General features: G+C 51.5%; 11 protein-coding genes. 8 read left to right on the top strand and 3 right to left on the bottom strand.

What is annotated here, in order from left to right:
* The 7 genes from ACEVG1_RS10100 to ACEVG1_RS10070 all read left to right on the top strand — a co-directional run bounded on the left by ACEVG1_RS10100 (nt 1) and on the right by ACEVG1_RS10070 (nt 14,318).
* Entirely contained in the window at nt 1-1,596 is a 1,596-nt protein-coding gene (locus tag ACEVG1_RS10100; RefSeq protein WP_374743537.1) for a SusD/RagB family nutrient-binding outer membrane lipoprotein, read from the top strand.
* Between the two features lie 259 nt (nt 1,597-1,855).
* Nucleotides 1,856-5,281 carry a SusC/RagA family TonB-linked outer membrane protein gene (locus ACEVG1_RS10095; RefSeq protein ID WP_374743536.1) on the top strand — a complete coding sequence of 1,142 codons (3,426 nt, stop codon included), beginning with the start codon at nt 1,856-1,858 and terminating at the stop codon, nt 5,279-5,281.
* A gap of 13 nt (nt 5,282-5,294) precedes the next feature.
* A complete protein-coding gene (locus tag ACEVG1_RS10090) occupies nt 5,295-6,983 on the top strand; it encodes a SusD/RagB family nutrient-binding outer membrane lipoprotein (RefSeq protein WP_374743535.1) in 1,689 nt (562 codons plus the stop codon).
* Nucleotides 6,984-7,057: 74 nt separating this feature from the next.
* Nucleotides 7,058-8,521 carry a sulfatase-like hydrolase/transferase gene (locus ACEVG1_RS10085; RefSeq protein WP_374743534.1) on the top strand — a complete coding sequence of 488 codons (1,464 nt, stop codon included), beginning with the start codon at nt 7,058-7,060 and terminating at the stop codon, nt 8,519-8,521.
* Between the two features lie 42 nt (nt 8,522-8,563).
* Nucleotides 8,564-10,168 (top strand): sulfatase, encoded by a 1,605-nt coding sequence (locus ACEVG1_RS10080; RefSeq protein ID WP_374743533.1) that lies wholly within the window; start codon nt 8,564-8,566, stop codon nt 10,166-10,168.
* 131 nt (nt 10,169-10,299) lie between these two features.
* The gene (locus ACEVG1_RS10075) at nt 10,300-11,748 is read left to right on the top strand and encodes an alpha-L-fucosidase (RefSeq protein ID WP_374743532.1); all 1,449 of its coding nucleotides are present in this window, start codon (nt 10,300-10,302) and stop codon (nt 11,746-11,748) included.
* Nucleotides 11,749-11,759: 11 nt separating this feature from the next.
* Entirely contained in the window at nt 11,760-14,318 is a 2,559-nt protein-coding gene (locus tag ACEVG1_RS10070; protein WP_374743531.1) for a prolyl oligopeptidase family serine peptidase, read from the top strand.
* Between the two features lie 706 nt (nt 14,319-15,024).
* Here the strand turns inward: ACEVG1_RS10070 and ACEVG1_RS10065 are convergent.
* Nucleotides 15,025-16,794: an aminopeptidase P family protein gene (locus tag ACEVG1_RS10065; RefSeq protein ID WP_374743530.1), complete on the bottom strand. Its 1,770-nt coding sequence runs from the start codon at nt 16,792-16,794 to the stop codon at nt 15,025-15,027.
* A 77-nt stretch (nt 16,795-16,871) separates the two neighbouring features.
* On the opposite strand from ACEVG1_RS10065, the gene ACEVG1_RS10060 reads away from it, so the two are divergent.
* Entirely contained in the window at nt 16,872-17,399 is a 528-nt protein-coding gene (locus ACEVG1_RS10060; RefSeq protein ID WP_374743529.1) for a DUF937 domain-containing protein, read from the top strand.
* An 11-nt stretch (nt 17,400-17,410) separates the two neighbouring features.
* Here the strand turns inward: ACEVG1_RS10060 and ACEVG1_RS10055 are convergent, their stop codons facing one another.
* A complete protein-coding gene (locus tag ACEVG1_RS10055; RefSeq protein WP_374743528.1) occupies nt 17,411-19,147 on the bottom strand; it encodes a hypothetical protein in 1,737 nt (578 codons plus the stop codon).
* A gap of 53 nt (nt 19,148-19,200) precedes the next feature.
* Nucleotides 19,201-22,446 (bottom strand): glycosyl hydrolase, encoded by a 3,246-nt coding sequence (locus ACEVG1_RS10050; RefSeq protein ID WP_374743527.1) that lies wholly within the window; start codon nt 22,444-22,446, stop codon nt 19,201-19,203.
* Between the last annotated feature and the right edge of the window lie 41 nt (nt 22,447-22,487).

Below are 22,487 nucleotides of genomic sequence, written 5' to 3'. Positions count from 1 at the left end.
ATGAAATCATTATATATCAAAAGAATAGGGTTGCCATTCGTGCTGGCCTGTTCACTAACCATATCCTCGTGCGAAAGAGATTTCGGAGATATCAATGAGCCTTGGGATAATCGCGTGTATAGCGCTAAGATACCAGAACTATATAACAGTGTCGCAAATTCCATGCTCGAAGGTGGTCGCGGGATATTTTCATCTTTCCTTTATCAACGAACACAATTAGCGGCGAACTATGCTGCATCTGGGTTTAGGCTTGACAACCAGGTGGGTGGCATCTGGGAAAACTATTACTTTGCATTGGCCGACTTTAGGAAAGCCATTGAACTCATAGATGCAGCTCCCAACCCACAAAGCTATACCAACATCAAGGCAATGCTCACTACATTGATTGCTTTTAAAACACTAAAAACGACCACATTATATGGCGACATACCTTACTCGGAGGCTGGGAAATCGTTTTTAGGTGCAGCGTATTACCGACCTGCCTATGACGGTCAGGAATCGATCTTTTCCGCAGCACTGGCGGATTTGAAATGGGCCGCAGATAATTTAACCGATGCATCGGACCAGGTTTCGTTGGGTTCGTATGAAACGCTGTTACAAGATGACCTTTCATTGTGGGTTAAATTTGCGCAATCACTGAGGTTACGGTATGCGATGGTTATGCGGGAAAAGAATGCGGCCGCGGCCGATGCAATTATTTCCGAAGTATTGAACCAACCTCTCCTTGGACCGGACGAGTATTTAGGTATCGATCCCGTTCGGCTTACGATGGAAATAAACAGGGGCGGTTCTTTCAGGGGAAATGCGTATGTACGGTTGGGTTCCACCATCTGGAATGCGATGTCTAGCAGCAATGCCGTGGATGGGTCGGGCATTTTCGACTTACGAGCAAAAATCTTCTTCGAACCGAATAGTAGCGGCGAATGGAAGCCATACCCCCAAACTCCTTCAAGCAACACCGTTGCCGAGACCGATAATGGCGGAGCCGGGAACGACCCTTATGCGGAGGTTCGATTGACTACTTGGGAACCCGCCGGCCAATACTTGTATTCTCCATTGAACGTATACTATGTCAATGACAGGACATTTCCAGATTTGTTCATCACAGGATCGGAAGTTAGCTTTTTGAAAGCCGAAATTTACAACAGGGGAATCGGTGGTGTAGCTGCCAATGCAGCCACTGCCCAGCAATTCTATAATGAAGGAATTACATCTTCCGTTAAATTCTGGTATAAATTGGCCAACGGATCCTCGGTGTGGACGGTCAATAGGCCAGCTCCAGCGCCGTCAGATGCAGAACTGCTCACGATGCTGTCGAATCCGGCTGTTGCCTATAGCGCAGCACCCTCGGAAGCACTGGCGCAGATCTATAAGCAGCATTGGATTTCACTTTTTCACCAGCCTTTTGATGCATGGACATTGCAGCGCAGAACCGGTGATGCTACTCCCCAAGTGCCCTTAGCGCCGACGAACGAAGCATTGAACTTAAATAGGCTCACCTACCCAATAGCCGAAAACACTTCCAACCATGATAATTGGTTGAGCGCTACAGGAGGGTCGGATGACCAAACTAAAAAACCTTGGTTTATGCCTTGATGTTAAATTGGAAAATGAAGTGGCGGTGAGGGCTATTGTCCCTCACCGTCGCATTCTACAATTGATCGATGGGAAACCGTTCAATTAATTTTTGATTTATGAATCAGCATCTTAACACATCTTAACACATTTTTTTAAAAAGTTCTTTTACAAAAGAATGGATTTTATTAAGTTTGTATTAGCAACAAAGATTGCTAATCAGTAATTGACCAATAAATTACACACCGCTCACTGTCCGACGGTCTTTAATTATTCCTAGATGAAAAAGCACTTATTTCAGAAGCCTCCGGCGTTCATCGAAAAAATCCTATTACTGCTCGCAGGATTAAGTTTGGGCATCGATCTTTTTGCTCAAAACATCCAAATTAGTGGTCGGGTTCTCGATGCTGCCGACAATAGCCCACTGACCGGGGTGTCAGTGCTGGTTAAAGGCACCAATACCGGCGCAAACACCGATGCTTCCGGAAGCTTTGCCATCACGGCGGCGAGCGATGCGGTATTAACGTTTTCTTTTTTGGGCTACCTCCCGCAGGAAGTCCGGGTAGATAGCCAAACCCTGTTAACCATCCGGTTACAGGCTGACCAAACACAGTTGGGCGAAGTCGTGGTCACGGCATTGGGAATCACGAAAGAAAAGAAAAGCCTGGGCTATTCCGTAACGGATATTAAAGGCGACGATCTGGCCGTAACCAACGAAGTAAATCCCATAAACGCCCTGCAAGGTCGGGTGGCCGGTGTACAAATCGACCAGGGGGCCGGCGGATTGTTCGGCAACTCCAAAATTTTAATCCGTGGGAATTCCACCCTGAGCAACAACAACCAGCCTATTTTTGTAATCGATGGCGTCATTATGGACAATGACGTTTTTGGCGGGAATGGCCGCGATTTCGGCAACGACCTGAAAAACCTCAACATGGACGACTTTGAAAGTGTATCCATCCTGAAAGGTTCGGCCGCAGCTGCATTGTACGGATCACGAGCCATCAACGGTGTCGTGCTCATCACCACCAAAAAGGGACTTAAAAAATCCGGACTAGGCGTGGAATTCAACCAAACGGTCAACCTATTCGAACCCTATGCCGGACCGGATTTCCAGAACGTATTTGGCGGTGGAACGAATGGACCGTTTTTTTCCGACTATCGGGAGCCTAACTATCGGGCCGAAGACTCCTATTACACCAAGATATTCCCCATAGATCCCGCTACAGGCAAGCCATATATCGATCCCGGGATAAACCGCGAATTGGAAAACTGGGGCCCCCGGATGGAGGGACAGGAGGTATTGAATTATGACGGAACACCCACACGCTACCTACCGCAACCGAACAACTTCCTCGATGCCTTCCGCACCGGGGTAGGATATAACACAAATGTAGCCGTAAGCGGTGGATCTGACCGCTCTACGTTACGTTTCTCCTATAACCGCAACGAGAGCAGGGGTGTGGTTCATAATAACAACCTCGAAAAACATGCCTTCAGTCTGCGGGCAACGCACGAACTCAATGATTGGATAAGCTTGGACGGTGGTGCGGATTATACCAGTTTCAAGGGCCTGAATCCGCCCCGGTTGGGAGGACTCGACGCATTTGCATCCTACAACTATGGCAAGCTATTCACCTGGATGATGCCACGCAACTACGACACCAACTATTGGATGCAACGCGCGCATTATACCAGTGCCTTTGGGGGAGCCCCAAACCGGGGTGATCTGGAGGAAACCAATCGGGCACCGGAAACCCGATTTTGGTTCAACCTTTTTGAAAACGAATACCTCCAACGCGAACAGATGATGCGTGGACGGCTCGCTGTGACCGCTTCGCTTGCTGACTGGTCAAAAGTGATTCTTGAGGGCAACTTCAATAACATCTACACCAAAACGGAAGAGAAAGAACTGGGCCAAGGACGTGATTTTACCGGTGGATTATATTCCCTGGGCAACGAGGTAAAAGAGAGCTATTTCCTTAAAGGCCTTCTTACGGTGGATCGCTCACTCTCACCCGACCTCGAACTTAGCGGGTACATCGGCGGCGAAATCCAACGTGCTGAAAATTCATTCACACGGGGCACCACAGATGGTGGATTGAGCTACCCCGGCAACTACTTCCTGGCAAACTCGGTAAATCAACCACGAAGCGAAGGGGGCGTGACTCTACGCCGGGCATTCAATTCCCTATACGCAAGCGTAGACTTGAGTTATAAAAACCAACTTTACCTGCAAGGGACGTGGAGGGGCGACTGGGCATCTGCACTGACGTATTCAAACGGCACGGGCAATAATTTTTTCAACTATCCTTCCGCGAGCCTTTCATGGATTTTGACGGAAACATTCCAGCTACCTGATTGGTTTTCTTACGGCAAATTGAGAGCTAATATTGCAGCCTTGGGTAGTGATGCCGACCCTTTTGTGCTCAACCCCGGATTTGCGTTCAACGGTTATACCAACAGCAATGGTCAGACCCTTCCGGTATCCACGTTTAGCGACCGCCGGGTTAGGGCCGTAAACCTCAAGCCGGAGCGGAAAATTGCCAAAGAAGTCGGTTTTGAAACACGCTTTCTCAATAGCCGCGCCGGCATTGATTTCAGTTGGTACCGGGACAATACCCATAACCAAATCATCGATATCAACACCCCCTTTGAGTCAGGTGTCGATGCCATCCTAATCAACGCCGGAAATATCCAGAACCAGGGTATTGAAATCGCGGTGGATGCCGTACCGGTCCGTACGGATAATTTTTCATGGTCTACCGCTCTCAACTATTCACGAAATCGAAACTTGATCGTTGAACTATACGAAGGCCGAAATGAATACAACCTGGGGGCCAATATTGCAGAGATCAGTAGCTGGGCTGTGGTCGGAAAATCGTACGGCACCCTCCGAAGCTCGATTCAGGCCCGCAAATTCCAAGCGACCGATGCCTCGGGAAACCCAATAGATCACCCCAACAACGGCAAAGATGTATTGGAGTACCGCACGGACGCCCGTGCATCGTTCCCTGCCCGAAGCAATACCATCCAGGATGTCGGTGATATCAATGCGAAATTCAGGGGTGGCTGGGACAACACATTCCGGTATAAAAACCTCAGCCTGAATGTACTCGTAGATGCCAAGATCGGGGGAGACTTCGTCATGGCGACATACCGATACGGCACCCATACCGGCGTACTGCCCAATACCCTTTTCGGCCGGGACCCGGAATACGGCGGAATCACCTGGGTGAGTGACTGGGATGGCAAGCAATATGACGACGGCATCATTCCAGACGGCGTTTTCCCGCAAGGTTTCCAAGTACCTCTCCCTGGCGGTGGCCAGGCTGACGTCGGCGGCATGACTTACCAAGAAGCTTATAACCAAGACTTGGTAGAACCTACCCACGCACCCCATTATTATTATCGATATGGCTCTTCATCTACCGGTGTATCAGACTACTGGATATTTGAAAACTCGTGGGTATCACTGCGCCAGGTAGCCCTAAGCTACAGTTTCCCACAGGCCGTTTGCCAACGATTGAAATTAAATGCGCTGAGCCTCACTGTCGTTGGGCGCGACCTGCTGTACCTCTACAACAGCCTGCCGTACAATTACAACCCGGCTTCCAACAATTCCAATAACACGGCATTTTATGGTGAAGAAGGTTTTCTGCCGATGATGCGGTCGTGGGCATTTTCGTTGAAGGTAGGATTTTAATCAGTTTACGATCATGAAAACAACCATCAAGTCATATAAAATCGGCATCTGCTTCCTTTCAGCAGCGTTCTTCCTCAATGCCTGCACGAAAAACTTTGGCGAACTGAATACCAACCCCAACCTGGTTACCTCGCCCGATGTGAAATTCCTATTTACATACGCAGCGGATCGGCTTCCCGCCTCGACAACCGAGTGGATATGGGAGAGCCTGGAGCAATTGATGCGGTATACGCAACAGGTAAGTGCCAGTCCCTACGAGCTGTCGGGCAATGTAAATACGCGGTACCGCGCTTACTACGCCGATATCCTTCCGAACTTGATAGAAATCAGGCACCAGATTGATCAAAAGGAAGATAAGGATCGGTACCAGAAAATGCGCGCACTCACCTACATCGTTGGCGTCTACTACGGCATCAGGGTAACCGATCTGAACGGGTCCATTCCGTATAGCGAAGCGATGCTGGCTCGGTACCAAGATAAATTCGATCCGGTATTCGACCCCCAACAACAACTTTTTACGCTTTGGCTCAGCGAATTGGACAACGCCATCCAAGTACTTTCTGATATGAATATGGCCGACCAAGAAAATTATGGCAATGCCGATATTTACTATCAGGGCGATTGGATAAAATGGGTAAAATTAGCCAATACCTTGAAGCTGCGGATTGCAGTCCGCCTTGAGCATCAAGATGAGGAAGCAACCAGACGGATTTTCCGGGAAGTGATGCAAGATGCCACCGGGCCGATAGATAGCGACGAGGGCCAACTGCAATATATGAATCCAACGCAGGCCTTTTTGGGTGCCGATGTAGATTACCGGAGTCGCCGTTTCGCCAGCAGGCAGATGGTAACCTTCATGAAAAGCGCTGCCGATCCCCGTATCCGGATATACTTTGACCAAAACGACCTAGTGGGTGCCTTCCGCGATACGCTCTCAAAGTACAACGCCCAACTACCTACCTTCATCGACCCGGCAGACCCGCTTATTATGTATCAGGGAGGGCCTGCCGATTGGACTACCGATCAAAACGTCGCCCAATGGATGGGCAATCCTTTCCAAGTAAGCCAATACAGCCGTTACTTCCTGATTTCACCCGTCAATAGGTTATTTTTATCTCCTAAACTCAACGGAGCTACGGGCAATGCATTGCACGTATTGGTAACCTATGCAGAAACCTGCTTTTATATTGCAGAAGGTATCCAAAAAGGTTATGGAGCGGGCATAGACACCAAGGGCTCTGCGGCAGACTGGTACAATAAAGGCATCGCATCGTCCATCCGCACAATGAACAAAGTGGCCCAAGAAGCCGGCTCAACGACCGCTTTTGCCGGAGACGGAGAGGCGGAAATACAGGCTTACCAGCAACATCCACAAATCGCATTGGGATCGGCCAATGATTTGGAACGTATTTACATCCAGCAGTACCTTGCGTTCTTCCGCCTGCCTAATGAAGCCTATGTACTGTGCAGGAGAACAGGCTATCCCGTTGCAGGATCGTCGTATTATCCCATGGAATCATTCAACGAACCGATTCCCCGGCGCTTCGGGATCAACGATCCCGGCGAAGTTAACCGTGCAAATTGGGAAACCGCTTATCAAGAGCAGGGCTTTACGCTGCGTGCGGTGGATGCGCAGACATTGAGTCAGGAGCGCGTATGGTATGATAAAAATGCACCTACGTTTGGAAATGGTAATCAATAAACAAATGGATGGTACAAGTCCATACCGGAACTCCTCCCGGTGGGCGACCGCCTTATTTGTTTCCATAGCATATTATGTACACTACATCCAACAGATCCAAGTTTTTTTTGGCATTCCTGTCTTTTCAATTTATCCTGTTAGCCACGTGCACCGCCTCTGCCCAGACCATAAAGAACATCCTTATCCTATACAGTGATGACCAAAGCTACCATACCATACACGCATTGGGCAATGGCGAAATACATACGCCAAACCTGGACGCCCTGGTTAAACAAGGATTAAGTTTTCGCCAAGCCCATGTGATGGGTGGGCACCAAGGGGCCGTATGTATACCTAGCCGCGTTATGATGCTCTCCGGCAGGTACGTAAATAGATTACCTAAAGACGGCAGCCTAATCCCGGACAGCATTGTTGGTTTGCCTGAGGTCCTCCGGCAGCAGGGGTATACTACGTTCCACTGCGGAAAATGGCATAGCGACAAAGCCTCGCACGACCGCTTCTTCAGTGCTGGCGCCAATATATTCTTCGGAGGGATGCACTTTGAGGGCGATGGCGGGCAGTTCCATCCTACCGTGTATGATTATGACGGGCATGGCAATTATCCGGCCGAGAAGGGCGTACGGAGCGACACCTATAGTTCCCAGTTGTACGCAGATGCCGCCGTTGGGTTTTTAGAAAGTGACCAAGCGAAGAGTAGCCCGTTTCTATGTTATGTGGCATTTACCTCGCCGCACGATCCGCGCACTCCACCCCCACCCTTCGCGGGTCTGCATAACCCCCGTCAAATCTCCTTGCCGCCCAATTTTTTACCGGAACACCCCTTTGACAATGGAGACATGCGTGTGCGCGACGAACGTTTACTACCCCGGCCCCGCACACCCGAAGCCGTCAGGAAGGAGATTGCACGCTATTATGACATGGTAAGTGAGATGGATGCCCAAGTAGGCCGGATAATGGCGGCACTGGAAAAGGCGGGGCTGAGAGAGAATACTCTGGTCGTATTCGCAGGAGACAACGGGTTAGCGGTGGGCCAGCATGGCTTACTGGGCAAACAAAATCTATACGAACACAGCATCCGGGTGCCCATGATCTTCGTAGGGCCGGGCATACCGGCAAATGTCCAAACCGATGCCTTTGCCTACCTCAGCGATATAGCGCCCACCATTTATGACTTGCTGGCTATCCCGGCCCCCAGTTCGGTAGAGGCGAAAAGTTTGGCTCCCATTATAAACGACCGACAAGATACGGTAAGGGCCAATATCTACAATGTGTACGGACATTGGAGCAGGAGTATCAAGACCGCCCACGGTTTTAAGTTGATTGCATACAATGTGAACGGTACCAAAACGACACAGCTTTTCGATTTACGGCATGACCCTTGGGAAACAAAAGACCTAGCGAAGGCTCCCCAACACCAACAAAGGCTCCGGGCTATGTGGGAATTATTGAAACAGGAAATGTCCGCCGCAGGTGACGATTTAGATATTGATTTACCGGATTGGGGGCGTGAGCCCGATCAACGGGCCGCAGGAAGCTAAATCATGATGACTAAGAATCCCTAATATTAATGCGCCAATTATATGAAGAATACCGTTCCCAAATTGTCGGCCACGATATTTTTGCTCCTGGCCAGTGGAACTGGGGCACTCGGTCAAGAAATTGAATCGGTTAGACCCCGGCAGAAAAGGCCCAATATCATCTTCATTATGACGGATGACCATTCGAGGAATGCAATGAGCGCCTACTCGCGGAATTTGACCGAAACACCCAACCTAGACCGGATAGCCGAAAAGGGCATCAAATTCAACAACGCGTTCGTGACCAATGCGTTGTGCGGACCCTCACGGGCGGTCCTCCTTACCGGTAAGTTCAGCCATAAAAATGGGTTTAAATCAAATGATCGCGATGTTTTCGATGGAAATCAACCATCCCTGCCAAAACACCTACAAGCAGCGGGGTACTACACCGCTATTGTCGGGAAATGGCACCTTGGTTCCAAACCGCAGGGATTTGACCAATACGACATCTTGATTGACCAAGGCGAATACTATGCCCCAAGGTTTTTCAATGGAAAGGATACCATAGTTGAAGCAGGTTATGTTACCGAAGTAATTACTGAAAAGGCCATTCAAATTTTAGAAAAGGGAAAGAGCAGCGGCAGGCCGATACTATTGATGGTCCATGAAAAGGGCCCACATCGCAATTGGATGCCAAATGTGAAAGACCTTGCCCATCATACAGAAAGAGTATTCGACCTTCCTGCAACGTTTTTCGACGAATACGATACGCGGTCCAGCGCGGCTTTTAAGCAAGACATGAAAGTCGAAAACATGTATCTGGGATACGACCTCAAGCTCGAATTAAGAAACCCCGAAGACGAAACGGGAACAGGGGGAGATGCCCGGAACAATGCTTTCACGTGGTTAAACTATGGCCTGTCCAGAATGGATGGCCAAGAAAGAGCACTATGGGACCGGTATTATCGACCTATTTCAGCAGCGTATTACAGCAATTCGCACCGTAATGCGGATAATCTGGCGCACTGGAAATATAACCGATACATGAATGATTACCTGCTAACGGTAAAATCTGTGGACGATGAAGTCGGTAAGCTGTTGGACTACCTTGATCATAGCGGACTGGCCGAGAACACGTTGGTCATCTATACGTCTGACCAAGGATTCTTCCTCGGCGAGCACGGTTGGTATGACAAACGGTTTATGTATGAGCCATCACTCGAAATCCCATTGGTGATGAGTTATCCGGGGCATATCAAGGAAAACACCCAACAGGATGCAATCGTGCAAAATGTTGACTTTGCGCCAACAATGCTCTCCATCGCAGGTGTGGAGGTGCCTAGCGATATGCAGGGAGAGTCCCTGTTACCTTTATTGGCCGGCAAGAAGCCGAAGGATTGGCGCACTGCAATCTATTATCGATACTATGAAAATCCCGAAGGGGTACACCATGTTGAACGGCACCTGGGCATCAGGACGAATAGGTATAAATTGATCTATTTCCACGAAGTGGATGAGTGGGAGCTTTATGATTTGAAAAAAGACCCGCAGGAGGTCCGTAATGTATTCGACGAGAAGAATTACTCATCCGTAAAAACAAAGCTGAAGCACCGTCTGAAGAAGCTCATGTCCCAATATGACGATACGGTGGACAAGGATATTGATTAATAAAGCCGCCCCCACTTTACTTAGATAACCATTGCGATATTATAAACCATTATGCACACGACCATATGGCCCACAGACGAGAAAGACCTGCTGTTTATTCGGTATTTTTATATCTAATCAATTTTTTAGCCATGAAACTCAATTATGTCCTAAGCGCGGCGCTCACTTGTATAACAGTGTGGGGGTTACATGCCCAGCACCACAACGTCTCGGCAGGCTACGTCCCTCCTTCCGACCCCCTGGTGCAGCAAAACCTTGCCGAGTGGCAGGACCTTAAATTCGGGCTCTTTATGCATTGGGGCACGTACAGCCAATGGGGCATCGTAGAAAGCTGGAGTCTTTGCCCGGAAGACGAAGGGTGGACCGTACGCCGTGGTCCGCATGCCGAAAATTACTTTGATTACGTAAAGGCCTATGAAAACCTGCAGACCACGTTCAATCCCATCCAGTTCAATCCTGAAAAATGGGCCGAAGCAGCCAAACAGGCGGGCATGAAATACGTGGTTTTCACCACCAAACACCACGATGGCTTTGCGATGTTTGACACCAAGCATAGCGACTATAAAATCACTGACCCGAAAACTCCATTTTCCGCGAATCCAAAAGCCAATGTTGCCAAAGAGATTTTCAGTGCTTTCCGCACCGATGGCTTTAAGATCGGAGCGTATTTCTCCAAGCCCGACTGGCATTCTGACGACTATTGGTGGCCCTATTTCCCACCGAAAGACCGCAACGTCAACTACGACCCGGTTAAGTATCCCGAACGCTGGGAAAACTTCAAGCAATTCACCTACAACCAGATCGAGGAGCTGATGACCGACTACGGTAAGATGGATATCCTTTGGCTGGATGGCGGCTGGGTACGCCCATTTGCCACCGTCGATACGACCGTGGAATGGCAGCGTACAATCAAGGTCGAACAGGACATTGACATGGCACGGATCGCTGGTATGGCCCGCAAACACCAACCGGGCATCCTGGTCGTGGACCGTACGGTGCCCGGCGAGTTCGAAAACTATGTAACGCCCGAGCAGACCGTGCCCGAGGAGCCCCTCAATATCCCCTGGGAGAGCTGTATGACCATGGGCGGTTCCTGGAGCTACGTACCCCATGACACCTACAAACCCGCGCGCCAGATTGTCCATACCCTGATTAAGATCGTATCCCGTGGTGGCAGCTACCTGCTCAATATCGGGCCGGGGCCCCACGGTGACTGGGATCCAGCAGCCTACCAACGCCTGGAAGAAATCGGAACATGGATGTCCGTAAATAGTGAAGGTATCTACAGTACGCGTAGCATCGCTCCCTTCGCCGAGCAAAACCTCTACTATACCCAGCATAAAAGCGGCAATGCCAGCTACGTGTTTTACCTGAGTAATGACGATCAAGATGAAGTTTCCCTTCCCGACAAGTTGCGGTTTACGGTTCCTGAAGGCAAAGCCATTAAACGCGTGGAACTACTCGGCGTCGGCGAAGTCTCGTTCAAACGGACGGACGACACACTTGAAGTCTCCATCCCGAAATCCAAGCAACAAAACAGTGGCATCCGATATGCCGCCACCTTTACACTGATCCACTAATCGTTCATACTATGCATGCACGTTCCTTCATACGTACGTCAACACACCGCATCGCCGTCCTACTATTGCTGATGGCAATCGGGCATTTTCCATCGCTGGCTCAGCAAACACACCGCTTCACGGAAGGCCTGTTTATACCGGTGCCATCTAGCTACGGTCGTGAAGCGGTCTACACCGATGAACTCCTATGGCACCACTATCAGGGCATGCTGACAAAACCCCAGCAAGGAAAATCACTGGCAGGCAAAACGGTTGACGAAGGCCGCCCAGGATGGGCACTCATACAGGCGGATACATCCGGCTTCTTCCGGCCCCAAGCCGGCGCAGGCGGAAATCTCAATAACCCCAATAACCCAGCAGGCCCCGGACGGATTGACCGCCAAACCAGCAGTACATCTCGGGCCGCCCAGTGGCGACGAATGGGGCCAACCTACCTCTATACCACCTACCAATCATCCAAACCGCAGCAAGCCGTATTGAACATCCGCGGGAACAGTGCCGTATTGATCAATGGCGAACTGCATACCGGCGATCCGTACCGCATGGGGTGGATGACTATCCCCGTGCAGCTTAAAAAAGGATTGAACGAATTCTTTATCCGAGGGCTCTTTGTAGCCGCGGAGTTACGCTTTCCACCCAACCCCGTATACCTGGATCTGGGCGATACCACTGTACCGGATATTGTGCAGGGAAAAGACAACGGCAATCTTGTTGCCGGCGTGGTCATTATCAACACCTCGCCTAACCCCTTGACAGACCTAACCGTAAGCACCACAACGCAGAACAGAACGAGTACCGCATCCGTACCGACGATCCTGCCGCATAGCACACGCAAAGTCGCTATCTCGTTAGATGCGTCACAGGTTACCGCTATTGGCGAAGTTTCCGCCACAGTGGTACTGAAACAGCGAAACAGGCAGCTGGACGAAAAGCAGTTAATCCTTCGCAGCGTACCCGCGAACATCCCCTATCGCGTCACCTTTGTCAGTGAGATCGACGGCAGTGTACAGTATTACGCCGTTAACCCGGCCAGTACGGGTGAAAAACCGGGCGATGCGCTCTTCTTATCCGTCCACGGCGCGGGTGTGGAAGCCCTCGGGCAAGCGCAGGCCTATACCGCCAAAGACTGGGGTACATTAGTGGCACCCACCAACCGCCGACCCCGTGGATTCAATTGGGAGGATTGGGGGCGCCTCGATGCGCTCGAAGTGCTGGCACTGGCGAAAGAAGCCCTCAAACCAGATACCCAACGCATTTACCTGACCGGACATTCCATGGGTGGTCACGGCACCTGGTTTTTAGGAGCAACTTACCCGGACAAATGGGCTGCCATTGCCCCTTGTGCAGGCTACCCAACCCTGATGGGCTACGGCTCTGCCGATGGGCTAATCCCCGAACAAGGGCGCAACGCCCTAGAAACCTTACTGCTCCGTTCTAGTAACCAAAGCAATGTCCCTGCCTATGCAACCAACTACAAACCGCTCGGTGTGTATGTGCTGCATGGGGATGCCGATCGTACCGTACCAGTCACCTATGCGCGCCAAATGCGCGACACGCTGGGCAGGTTCCACCCCAACTTCAGCTACTACGAATATCCCGGCGGCTCGCATTGGTACAGCAACGAAAGCGTAGACTGGAAACCACTATTTGACTATTTCAGCTGGCACAAACGTAAGGTCGATACGGCCGTCCATCACATCGACTTCATTACATCCAACCCTGGGATTTCCGCTTCATATTACTGGGCAACAATCTACCAACAGCGGACCCCGCTCGAATACACACGGATTATTTTGGATCGCGACCTGCGGGCGGGCGAGATAACCGGAACCACGAAAAACGCCCATGTCCTCCGGCTTGACGTCAGCGCATTTGCCGCAGGCCAGGCGCTCACCATCCGACTGGACAGCCTCTCCCCCATCCAGCTCGTTCGGTCGTCGGGCGAGCCCGCCCTATTCCTGAAAAAATCGGGCAATAACTGGCAACGCGTCGACCAGCCCGGTCTTGACGAAAAAGGACCGCACCGCAACGGGACGTTCAAGGAGGCCTTCAACCGCCGCATGGTTTACGTCTATGGCACCAAAGGCAACGCCCTAGAAAACCAATGGGCACTGGAAAAGGCACGTTACGATGCCGAATCCTGGTATTACCGGGGCAATGGTGCTTTTGACATCGTGCCGGACCATGCGTTCAAACCGGAAGACTATGCCGACCGCAACATCATCCTCATTGGCAATGCCAATACCAACAGCGCTTGGAAAACACTGCTCGCCGACTGCCCTATTCAAGTCGGCTCCAGCAACTTGGCAATCGGCAAACAGCATGTCTCCGGAATCGATGTGGGGGGCTACTTCATTTGGAAAATGCCGGGAAGCGATACGCGCACCGTTGGCGTCATCACGGGAACCGGCTTAAAAGGAATGCAGGCTGCAACAGCCAATCAATATTTTGCTGGTGCCAGCGGATTTCCGGACTATTTGTTTTTCAACTTAGACATGCTCACCAGAGGACCCGAGGGCATTTTGCATGCCGGGTTTTATGACAACCATTGGCAGATCATCAAAAACTAACACGATCATGAACCGCTATTCGTTAGCTATATCCGCCACAGTGTGCTTGGGGTGGCTTTTCGGCAAGGTCCGCTATAACGATGGTAAATGACGCAGTAATGCTGGAAACACGGTTCTGAAAATCGCTCAACCAAAGAAGTGGTCACCGCCCCTTCCGGGTTTCGTATACATCGATATACGACACGAAATACAAGATACATACATGACCGTACTGGAAATCGAACTCGAGGGCCCATTGAGACGTTACCGTGGCCGCGGAGGGCTAGCGTTGGAAGATGAATAAAACGTAGGACGTCTTTTTTCGCTAAATAGAATTAGCAAAAGCATAAACATAAAAAAGCACGGACCCGGTTCAATTCGCCGGGTTCGGCGGCCGGTATTGGTTAAAAAAAATTAACATTTTAACACTTTTTAACTATGAGAAATAGGATTTTAGTTTTATGTTTGTATCAGCAATCAACCGTTGTTGGGGCGATTCTCCTTGAGAATCTGATAAACTGCTATCAATTCCCATTACAAATTCGGAAGATGACAAGACGATGCCGAGGGCTGATGAAGAAATTACGTAGCTGAAAAGGCGATTGTTTTTAAGGAAAGAAATAACATTGGCCATAAGGCCCATAAAGATTTGGTTTGTTTTAATAGGTAGGAAGAAGCTGGCTGCCGCCCGGTAGCCAGCTCTTCCATTTTTAGGGCCTCCGCCAACCTAAATCGCTGCTGTCTTTTTTGCTAACCATTGCTGTTCCTGTTCGTCCAAATGGGGTGCCAATCGCTCATACACCGCCGCATGGTACCCATTCAGCCAAGCCGTGTGTTTTGTCTCAAGGAGCGACGTATCAACCAATTGCGTATCGATATAGCAAACGGTCAGTGTTTCAAATGCCAGGAAGGGGCCAAACAAGGTATCCGCGTGATAGGTACTCAGCACCAGGTTTTCAATACGGATACCATAATCCCCTTCGCGGTACAGACCGGGCTCAATGGAGGTCACCATCCCCGGCTCTACAGGCACATCTACCGCGGCCCCATTGAAAGTATGGGGCCCCTCATGTACGTTGAGGAAGAATCCGACCCCGTGCCCCGTACCGTGGCCATAGTTACGCAACTCATCCCACAGTGGCTTCCGTGTAATCGCATCGATTTGGTAACCCCGGGTCCCGCTGGGGAACACCGCCGTACTCCCTTCAATCATCCCCTTCAATACAAGGGTATAGTCTGCCCGTTCGGTCGCCGTCACGTTACCAAGCGATACCACGCGGGTGATATCCGTGGTACCCGTGCGGTATTGGCCGCCGGAGTCGACCAACAGCAACCCCTCGGGCCGCAGCTCACTGCTGCTGGCCGGCGTCGCCTTGTAATGGGGCAACGCACCGTGGGCACGGTAACCAGCAATGGTATCAAAACTTTCGCCCACGAACCCCTCCTGTTCGGCGCGGAGGTGCCGTAACCGCTCGGCCAAAGACAGCTCCGTGATGGCTTCTTTTCCGATGGCTTCTTCCAACCATTTGAAAAATCGAGTCAGTGCTACGCCATCTTTCACCATCGTTTCACGGATATGCGCGATCTCCACGTTGTTTTTCACCGCTTTGAACCGGGTGGTCGGATTGATCTCGTCCCGTATGTCCGGCAGCAACGCGTTGTATAGGTGGCTGCATGTGCGCCGCGGATCGAGCAATAGCACCCTGCCGGATAGATTGCCCAAGTAGCGACCCACCTGCGCATAATCTGCCGTTCCGATACCAGCGGCATAGAGTGTCTCACGGTCCTGTTGCGACAGCTTTGTTTGGTCGATAAACAACGTGGCGGTATCGCTGGTGACCAGTGCAAACGCCAACACCACCGGATTACAAACCACATCACTGCCCCGCATGTTCAGCAACCAGGCGATGTCATCCAGCGACGAGATGAGATGGGCGTCCGCATGGTGCCTCTCCATATCGGCACGCAAGCGCGCAAGTTTGGCAGCGGTCGACTCGCCAGCAATGTGTTCTCCCAGGAGATACGCCGGGTTTCTCGGCAGCGCAGGCCGATCAAGCCACAACGGTGTCAGCAAGTCCACATTTTCCTCCACCACAATTCCTGCCGCCAACAGCGGCTTCCGTACTGCCGCCGCCAACGAAGCCGCCAGCAACCAACCATCAAAAGCCACAGTAGCCCCTGTAGGCAGGTTGCCTACCAGCCAATCGGCATACTCCGCTGCATGCTGCACGTTCAGCTTCACCAATTGGTAGCCACTGTCTGCCAGTTGCTCGCGAGCCTGCACAAAATACCGGGAATCGGTCCAGAGGCCCGCAAACGATTGGGTAATTACCAGTGTACCTGCAGAACCCGTGAAACCAGATGCCCAAGCGATGCATTTATAGCGATCGGGCAGGTACTCACTGATATGTGGATCAGAAGACGGGATCAGGTAGGCATCGATCTGTTGTCGCTTCATCAGACTGCGAATGGCAGCCAACTTCTCTACATACGTCATTTGCTTCACTTTGATGGTGGGCAAGTTACGAAATCTAAAAAAATACCTACATTAGACCCAACAAATAATTGGTAACGATGAACGATATTTTTGACTTACTTAATGGCAGCCTTGGCAAGGAGGTCGTTGACGGCATCGCGCGAAACACCGATGCCTCGGCCGAGCAAACGCAAGCGGTTGTTTCGAGTGCACTCCCTGCATTATTGGGTGCGTTGCAAAACAATGCGAGTAGCGGCAACGGCGCTCACGGGATACTGAATGCCCTCGCTTCAAAGCATGACGGGAGTATCCTTGATAACCTTTCGGGTTTTTTGGGCGACAACGACACGACCGATGGAAACGGTATATTGGCCCATGTGCTCGGCAACAAACTAGGCGCTGTTGAACAGGGCATCAGTGGGAAAACAGGCGTTTCATCCGCCACCGTATCCAAGATCCTCGCTATGCTGGCTCCCATCGTGATGGGCTATCTCGGCAAGCAAAGTCGCAACAGCAACGTGAGCGATGGCGGTGGGCTAAGTGACTTGCTGGGCGGCATGTTGGGTGGGCAATCAGGCAGCAATATACTGGGCGGATTGCTGGGCGGCCTCTTCGGCAAAAAGTAACATAACAGCTTTCAGAACCTGGCCCATACCGTAAACCTTCCACCCGGTGCGGCATCGCCATTGATGTACCAGTCGATCGGATCGGCTTTTTGCATATTATCAGACCACTTGAATTCCAAGTCACTCACTGCAGGCAAACCGAGTGGTTTCAGCGGCACGTCCACCATGAGCCGATTTCCCGCCAAGCGATAGTCCACCTCCGCTATGCGTTGCCAGCTTCCGTCCTTATATCGCTCCAAACGGTTGCCCCCTACCACACGGAAATCAAAGCCGTTCCATCCCGACTCATACGATTGGTCCGTATTTAACCACAGCGTCATCCAATCATCGGCAGAGACGGGGGTGATGTCATTTACCGTGCTCACATAGAAATGCAGCGATGATGGGCTGGCCGCTACTTTCAGTGTGTCCAAATCGTTGCGGCCCGTTTGGTTATCGTAGATAACCTTCGGTTCAGACTGTGCACCGGGGTGGTGGCGATGTGTCACGTCCCCCACGTAGTCGACATAACACGCATCGATTTTGTCCCAATCGGCCCAGCTAGCTATCTTCCGTTTAACAACCTTGCTTACAGGTACCTTTTCCGTTCCTTTATAGTGGCGGATATTACCCACCATCTGCATATAGTAAAGATCACGGAGATTGCTGGTCCACGAAGGCTCAATGTCACGGCTGTATTCGGAATTTGCCTGGTCGACAAAATGGGCATGGTTCAGGTTGCCGCTGGTGCGCCGCCACTTGCCGGCTATCCATTCATTCCAACCGGTGATGAACACAAAGGGAACGTTCTGTTTCAACGCAAAGTCCCATTGTTCCTGGATGTTATATCCGTGCAAAATATCGGTTTCGGGGTTGCCCGGTGAGCCATTGCGGAAGCTACGCCCCCAATTGCCCGTGGCACCGTAAAAGGCCGATCCGCCCATGGAGGCATCGAGGTTGGGGTGCTGGGCTGCCGATACGTTGACGATCTCCCTTTCCCCTTTGTGGTTGATATACACCTTTTGGGGCCGTTGAAATTCAATCCATGGCCAACCGTCCACTTTCGCCGGCTCATTGGGCCACTGCGACTCCCTGATTGTAAAAAAGCGTTCATAATCCCGGCCGGCCGCTTGTTTAGACAAGCCGATGATCAGTGGCTTACCCTCCAAATAATACCAGCAATCGGGATAACGGTAAGGTGCGCCTTCCTTATAGTGGTTTTCATAGATTTCCTGCATGCCTTCGCCGGACTTCGTATTGGTATAAAACACGATTTTCGGCGGTTGCTTGCCTTGCTTCCGTACCGTCTCCATCGCTTGCATCAATACATCCGTTTCGTGGGTGTAGGTAATCCGATTGGTCGCATCGAGCACCAAGAAGTCTACACCTGCGTCGGTGAGCAATTGGATATTTTTCAAGTGGACCCAATAGTCGTCCCCTCGGTAGTATCCATAAATAGACTCCCCCCAGAAATAATACTTTCCAGGCCGCCCGGCACCACCTCCCCATCCCGGGTGGTCAAAGTCTTCGAATATCTCGGGGGTTTCCATTTGCAGCTTGGTCAGATCCCAATGGCGCTCGGATGTAGCTGAGCTTTGGTGCCCCTGCCATAGAAAGTAAAACAAACCCACATGCCGATTGGCCTTCGGCCCACCGGTTTCGCTATACTGTGGCAGTACCCTACCGAGGTCGTCTACCCCTGCAAAAGGCTGGGCGACCGCCCCAAAACCACCTACCAGAAAAGCCAATAAACAGCCGTATTTTGTCACAAAAAATTGTTTGTTGATGTTCACTAATCCATGATTCTGTCGGGGCCCTTCCATCACTTACCTTCCGTGGGGCTATATACTTGCAGGGCAACGGGGCCCAACAATCCGGCTCGGTGCAGTGGGCTTTCGGCGGTATACGGATTCACGATCGTCCACGTGGATCGCTTTTCTGCCGGTAGCCGCCAGTCGCCAATCAGGCGGTTTGCCCACGTATTGGTCACCTTGATTTCTACCGTGTTATTCCCGTCCTGCCATGCATCGGTTACGTCCACGCGATAAGGGGGTGTCCATACACCGCCCACATCTTGGCCATTTATCTTCACTTTCGCCAGCGCCACCACACTACCCAAATCGAGGTAAATACGGCCACCATCCACCGCAGGCACAGCCGGCAGATTTTTCCTGTAGTACGCACTTCCGGAAAAATAAGCCACCGCTGTATCCGGTTGCGTGGCCCAGTCTACCAGCGTATCAAACTGCCGTATAAACCTCATTGAATCGGGTTTCATAAAGGTTACTTGCCAAGGCCCCGATACCGGCACTTCCGCTTCGGCCTTGGGAAAATTCCGGCCCTTTGAAGGCTCTCCCGTCTTCCGGAAGATGATAAATGCGCTCTCAAAAGCATCCAGCTCCAACGGCACCGTAGTACCGCCGTTATTTTCCGTATACTCGGGCAGGTCGCGCAGCGTTCCATGCACGGCATCCCATAGCTCAGGCTGTTTGCCGCTAACACGGAACATGGGGTTTACCTGTATCTTCGCATCGCGTTGGTTGGATATAAAATAGATATCGCCGTCGGGCAAGGTGCGGTGGATGAACACTACCGGATCGCTCTCGTCCAAGGCCACATCGGGTGCCACGCCCGCTTTGTCGAGCGCCTCCTGCATATCCAGCCCGTTCAGCACCAACCCCTTGCCGTATGCTTGTTCCGTTTGTTGCTTACCGTCGGCACCGCCCCACATTTTGTCTGCCAGCTGGCGGATGGCCTCGTCTGCCGTACCGTAGTCAGATAGGCTTGGCGACCGTGTTGGCTTCGGGCCAAGAATGATACCGCCCGCTGCGACCAATTTTTCGATTTTACGCAGTACCTCCGGGCGGATGGTCTCCAACCGGGGCAGCACCAATACGCGATAGGAAAGTCCGTCGGGCAACGTGAACCTGCCGTCTTTCATCGTAATCCGGTTTAAGATAACCTCGGCATTGATATAGTCAAACGAATAGCCTTTCGGCAACGCCGGATCTTGCACGCCCGTCATCTTCGGCGCGTCCTCGCCGATGAAATAAGCCACATCAGCCACGTAACGCCCCTGCTGGAGCAGGTAGTTGCTCCGCTTCACGTAGTCGATGAAGCCATCCATATCGTCATACCACGTGTTGAGGCGGTTAAATTCGTTGCCGAACCAGGCATTCACGCCGGGCAGTTTGCCCTCATACGGTTGGTGGATGTATACATGTAGCAGCGTGTTGTTGATCCCCTCCGCAAAAAAGCGGTCGCCGCGTTGCTTGAACATGGCCGGATAGCGGCCGAACGTATTCCCACCCGCGGTAAACGACTCGGCTGAAACCTTGTTTTTCCCGTAGATATGGGCGGCAGACGAAGCCGCCCGGTTTTCGATATCGCCCAGCTCTCCTTCGCTCCAGAACTCGCCACCCACTTCATCAGACTGCCCACCGTATTGGAGGAACTCGCCGGGGAAGCCCCAGTGACCGTAGTTTTCGAGCCATATCGTGAGGCCATGTTTGTGGCTCACATCGCGTAGCCCCCCTACGTATTCGTAGGCTACCTTATCGGCTACAAAGCGCCGTACATCCCATAAGAATCGGTCGGATTGGTCCTGGCTGCCCACCACATGTCCGTACAATGTCGGGATATAAGGTGTAGGGTCATAGCCAAATGCTTCTTTGAATTTATCGGTGAAACCATCCGTCCAGTTCTGCCCACCCGTTTCATAGCTATCCTGCACGGCCACCTTAAATGTCTTGCGGTCTTCGGCCGGCACCCGGCGGAGGATTTCGCCCAAGAATGCGTCGAAATGTTTAATCACATGTTCGTGGTTCATCTTGTCGACTTCCAGCCCACGACCTTCGGGGCTGGCAGGACCGTTGGTCACCCCTGTCGGCACCATCCCCGTTTGCAGCAATAGCCACCTGCCCTTTGGAACATCCCAAGCGAGCAAGCCACTATCCCCTATATGATCCGTGATATCGAGTACGCTATCGGGCGACACCGTATAGCGCACATCTTCAGGTTCCACCTGCCGTTCCCACTGGTAATCATGCCAATAAGGCAGTGGGGTGGGATGCATACGTGCCAGGGACTTCTCCTTGAAGCGCTCCACTTTGGGCGAAGCAGCAAGTTCAACCTCAGCAATGGCGGCATCGCCCCTCACGTTATCCACCACTAACCGGAACACCTTGCCGGTGATGGCTTCAAAAGACACCGATACCGGTGCGTATTGCTCAAAACCCACGCTCAACATATTGTTGGTGCGGTTCACGTCAAACGAGCGTACGGTGCGGAAAACACCATTTTCTTCCACTTCCAGCGTTATACCCACACCCATGTTCCGCTGTGCGGGAACGACGGTTAAACTACGTGCGGTAAACGGCTCATCCACCGAGAAAGTAAAAGTGGTAGATTGGCCACCGGCAACCTTCACTTCCGTTCCGCGGTCGTTATCCATCAGGTTGGCCAGCAGTTGCCCATCGGTCGACTGTATTTTCGGGCTGCGGTTGGCCAAGGTGGTCCCATATCCTTCGGGCACGCGGAAAGCGAGCACATGTAGGCGTTGGAAATCCCCTTGCGGTGCGGGCAACGTGCCGTTGAATGGCTTCCCGCCTTCAACCAACGTATCTGCCGCTGCCAAGTAGCGCATCGCTTGGCCGGGTTGAACCCATGGCCCGCCGGATTGGCTCCATCCCGGACTGTTAAACATGCCAATCTCAATACCGAGCTCGGTCGCTGTTTTCAGTGCGGTGTGCAAGATATCCCACCACTCGTCGGTAAAAAGCTTCACCTTGCCGTAGGCCCCTTTGGGCAAATCATCCAATCCGATATTGCCGATGAACGCGCGGTTGATACCCACACGCTTCATGGCCTGCAAATCTTTTATTACCCCATCTTTCGATAGGTTGTCTGAAATCCAATACCAGTATACCGTGGTCTGGATGGAATCCGGGGCCTCGGCGAATACACGGGCCATCGTGTGCCAATCGGCCTGTTTCGTATCCTCGCTGCAGGAGAGGGCCAGCCATGCACCTATTAAAACACCCAAAAAAGGTCTGGAAAAAGTCTTCATCAGCTTACCATTAAGTTTACAATCGCTAAAAAAGGCTTTTA

This window comes from Parapedobacter sp. 2B3, assembly GCF_041925275.1.
GTDB classification, from domain to species: Bacteria; Bacteroidota; Bacteroidia; order Sphingobacteriales; family Sphingobacteriaceae; genus Parapedobacter; species Parapedobacter pyrenivorans_A.
Note: the sequence above shows the minus strand (reverse complement) of the source record. Positions and strands in the feature narration are given on the sequence as shown.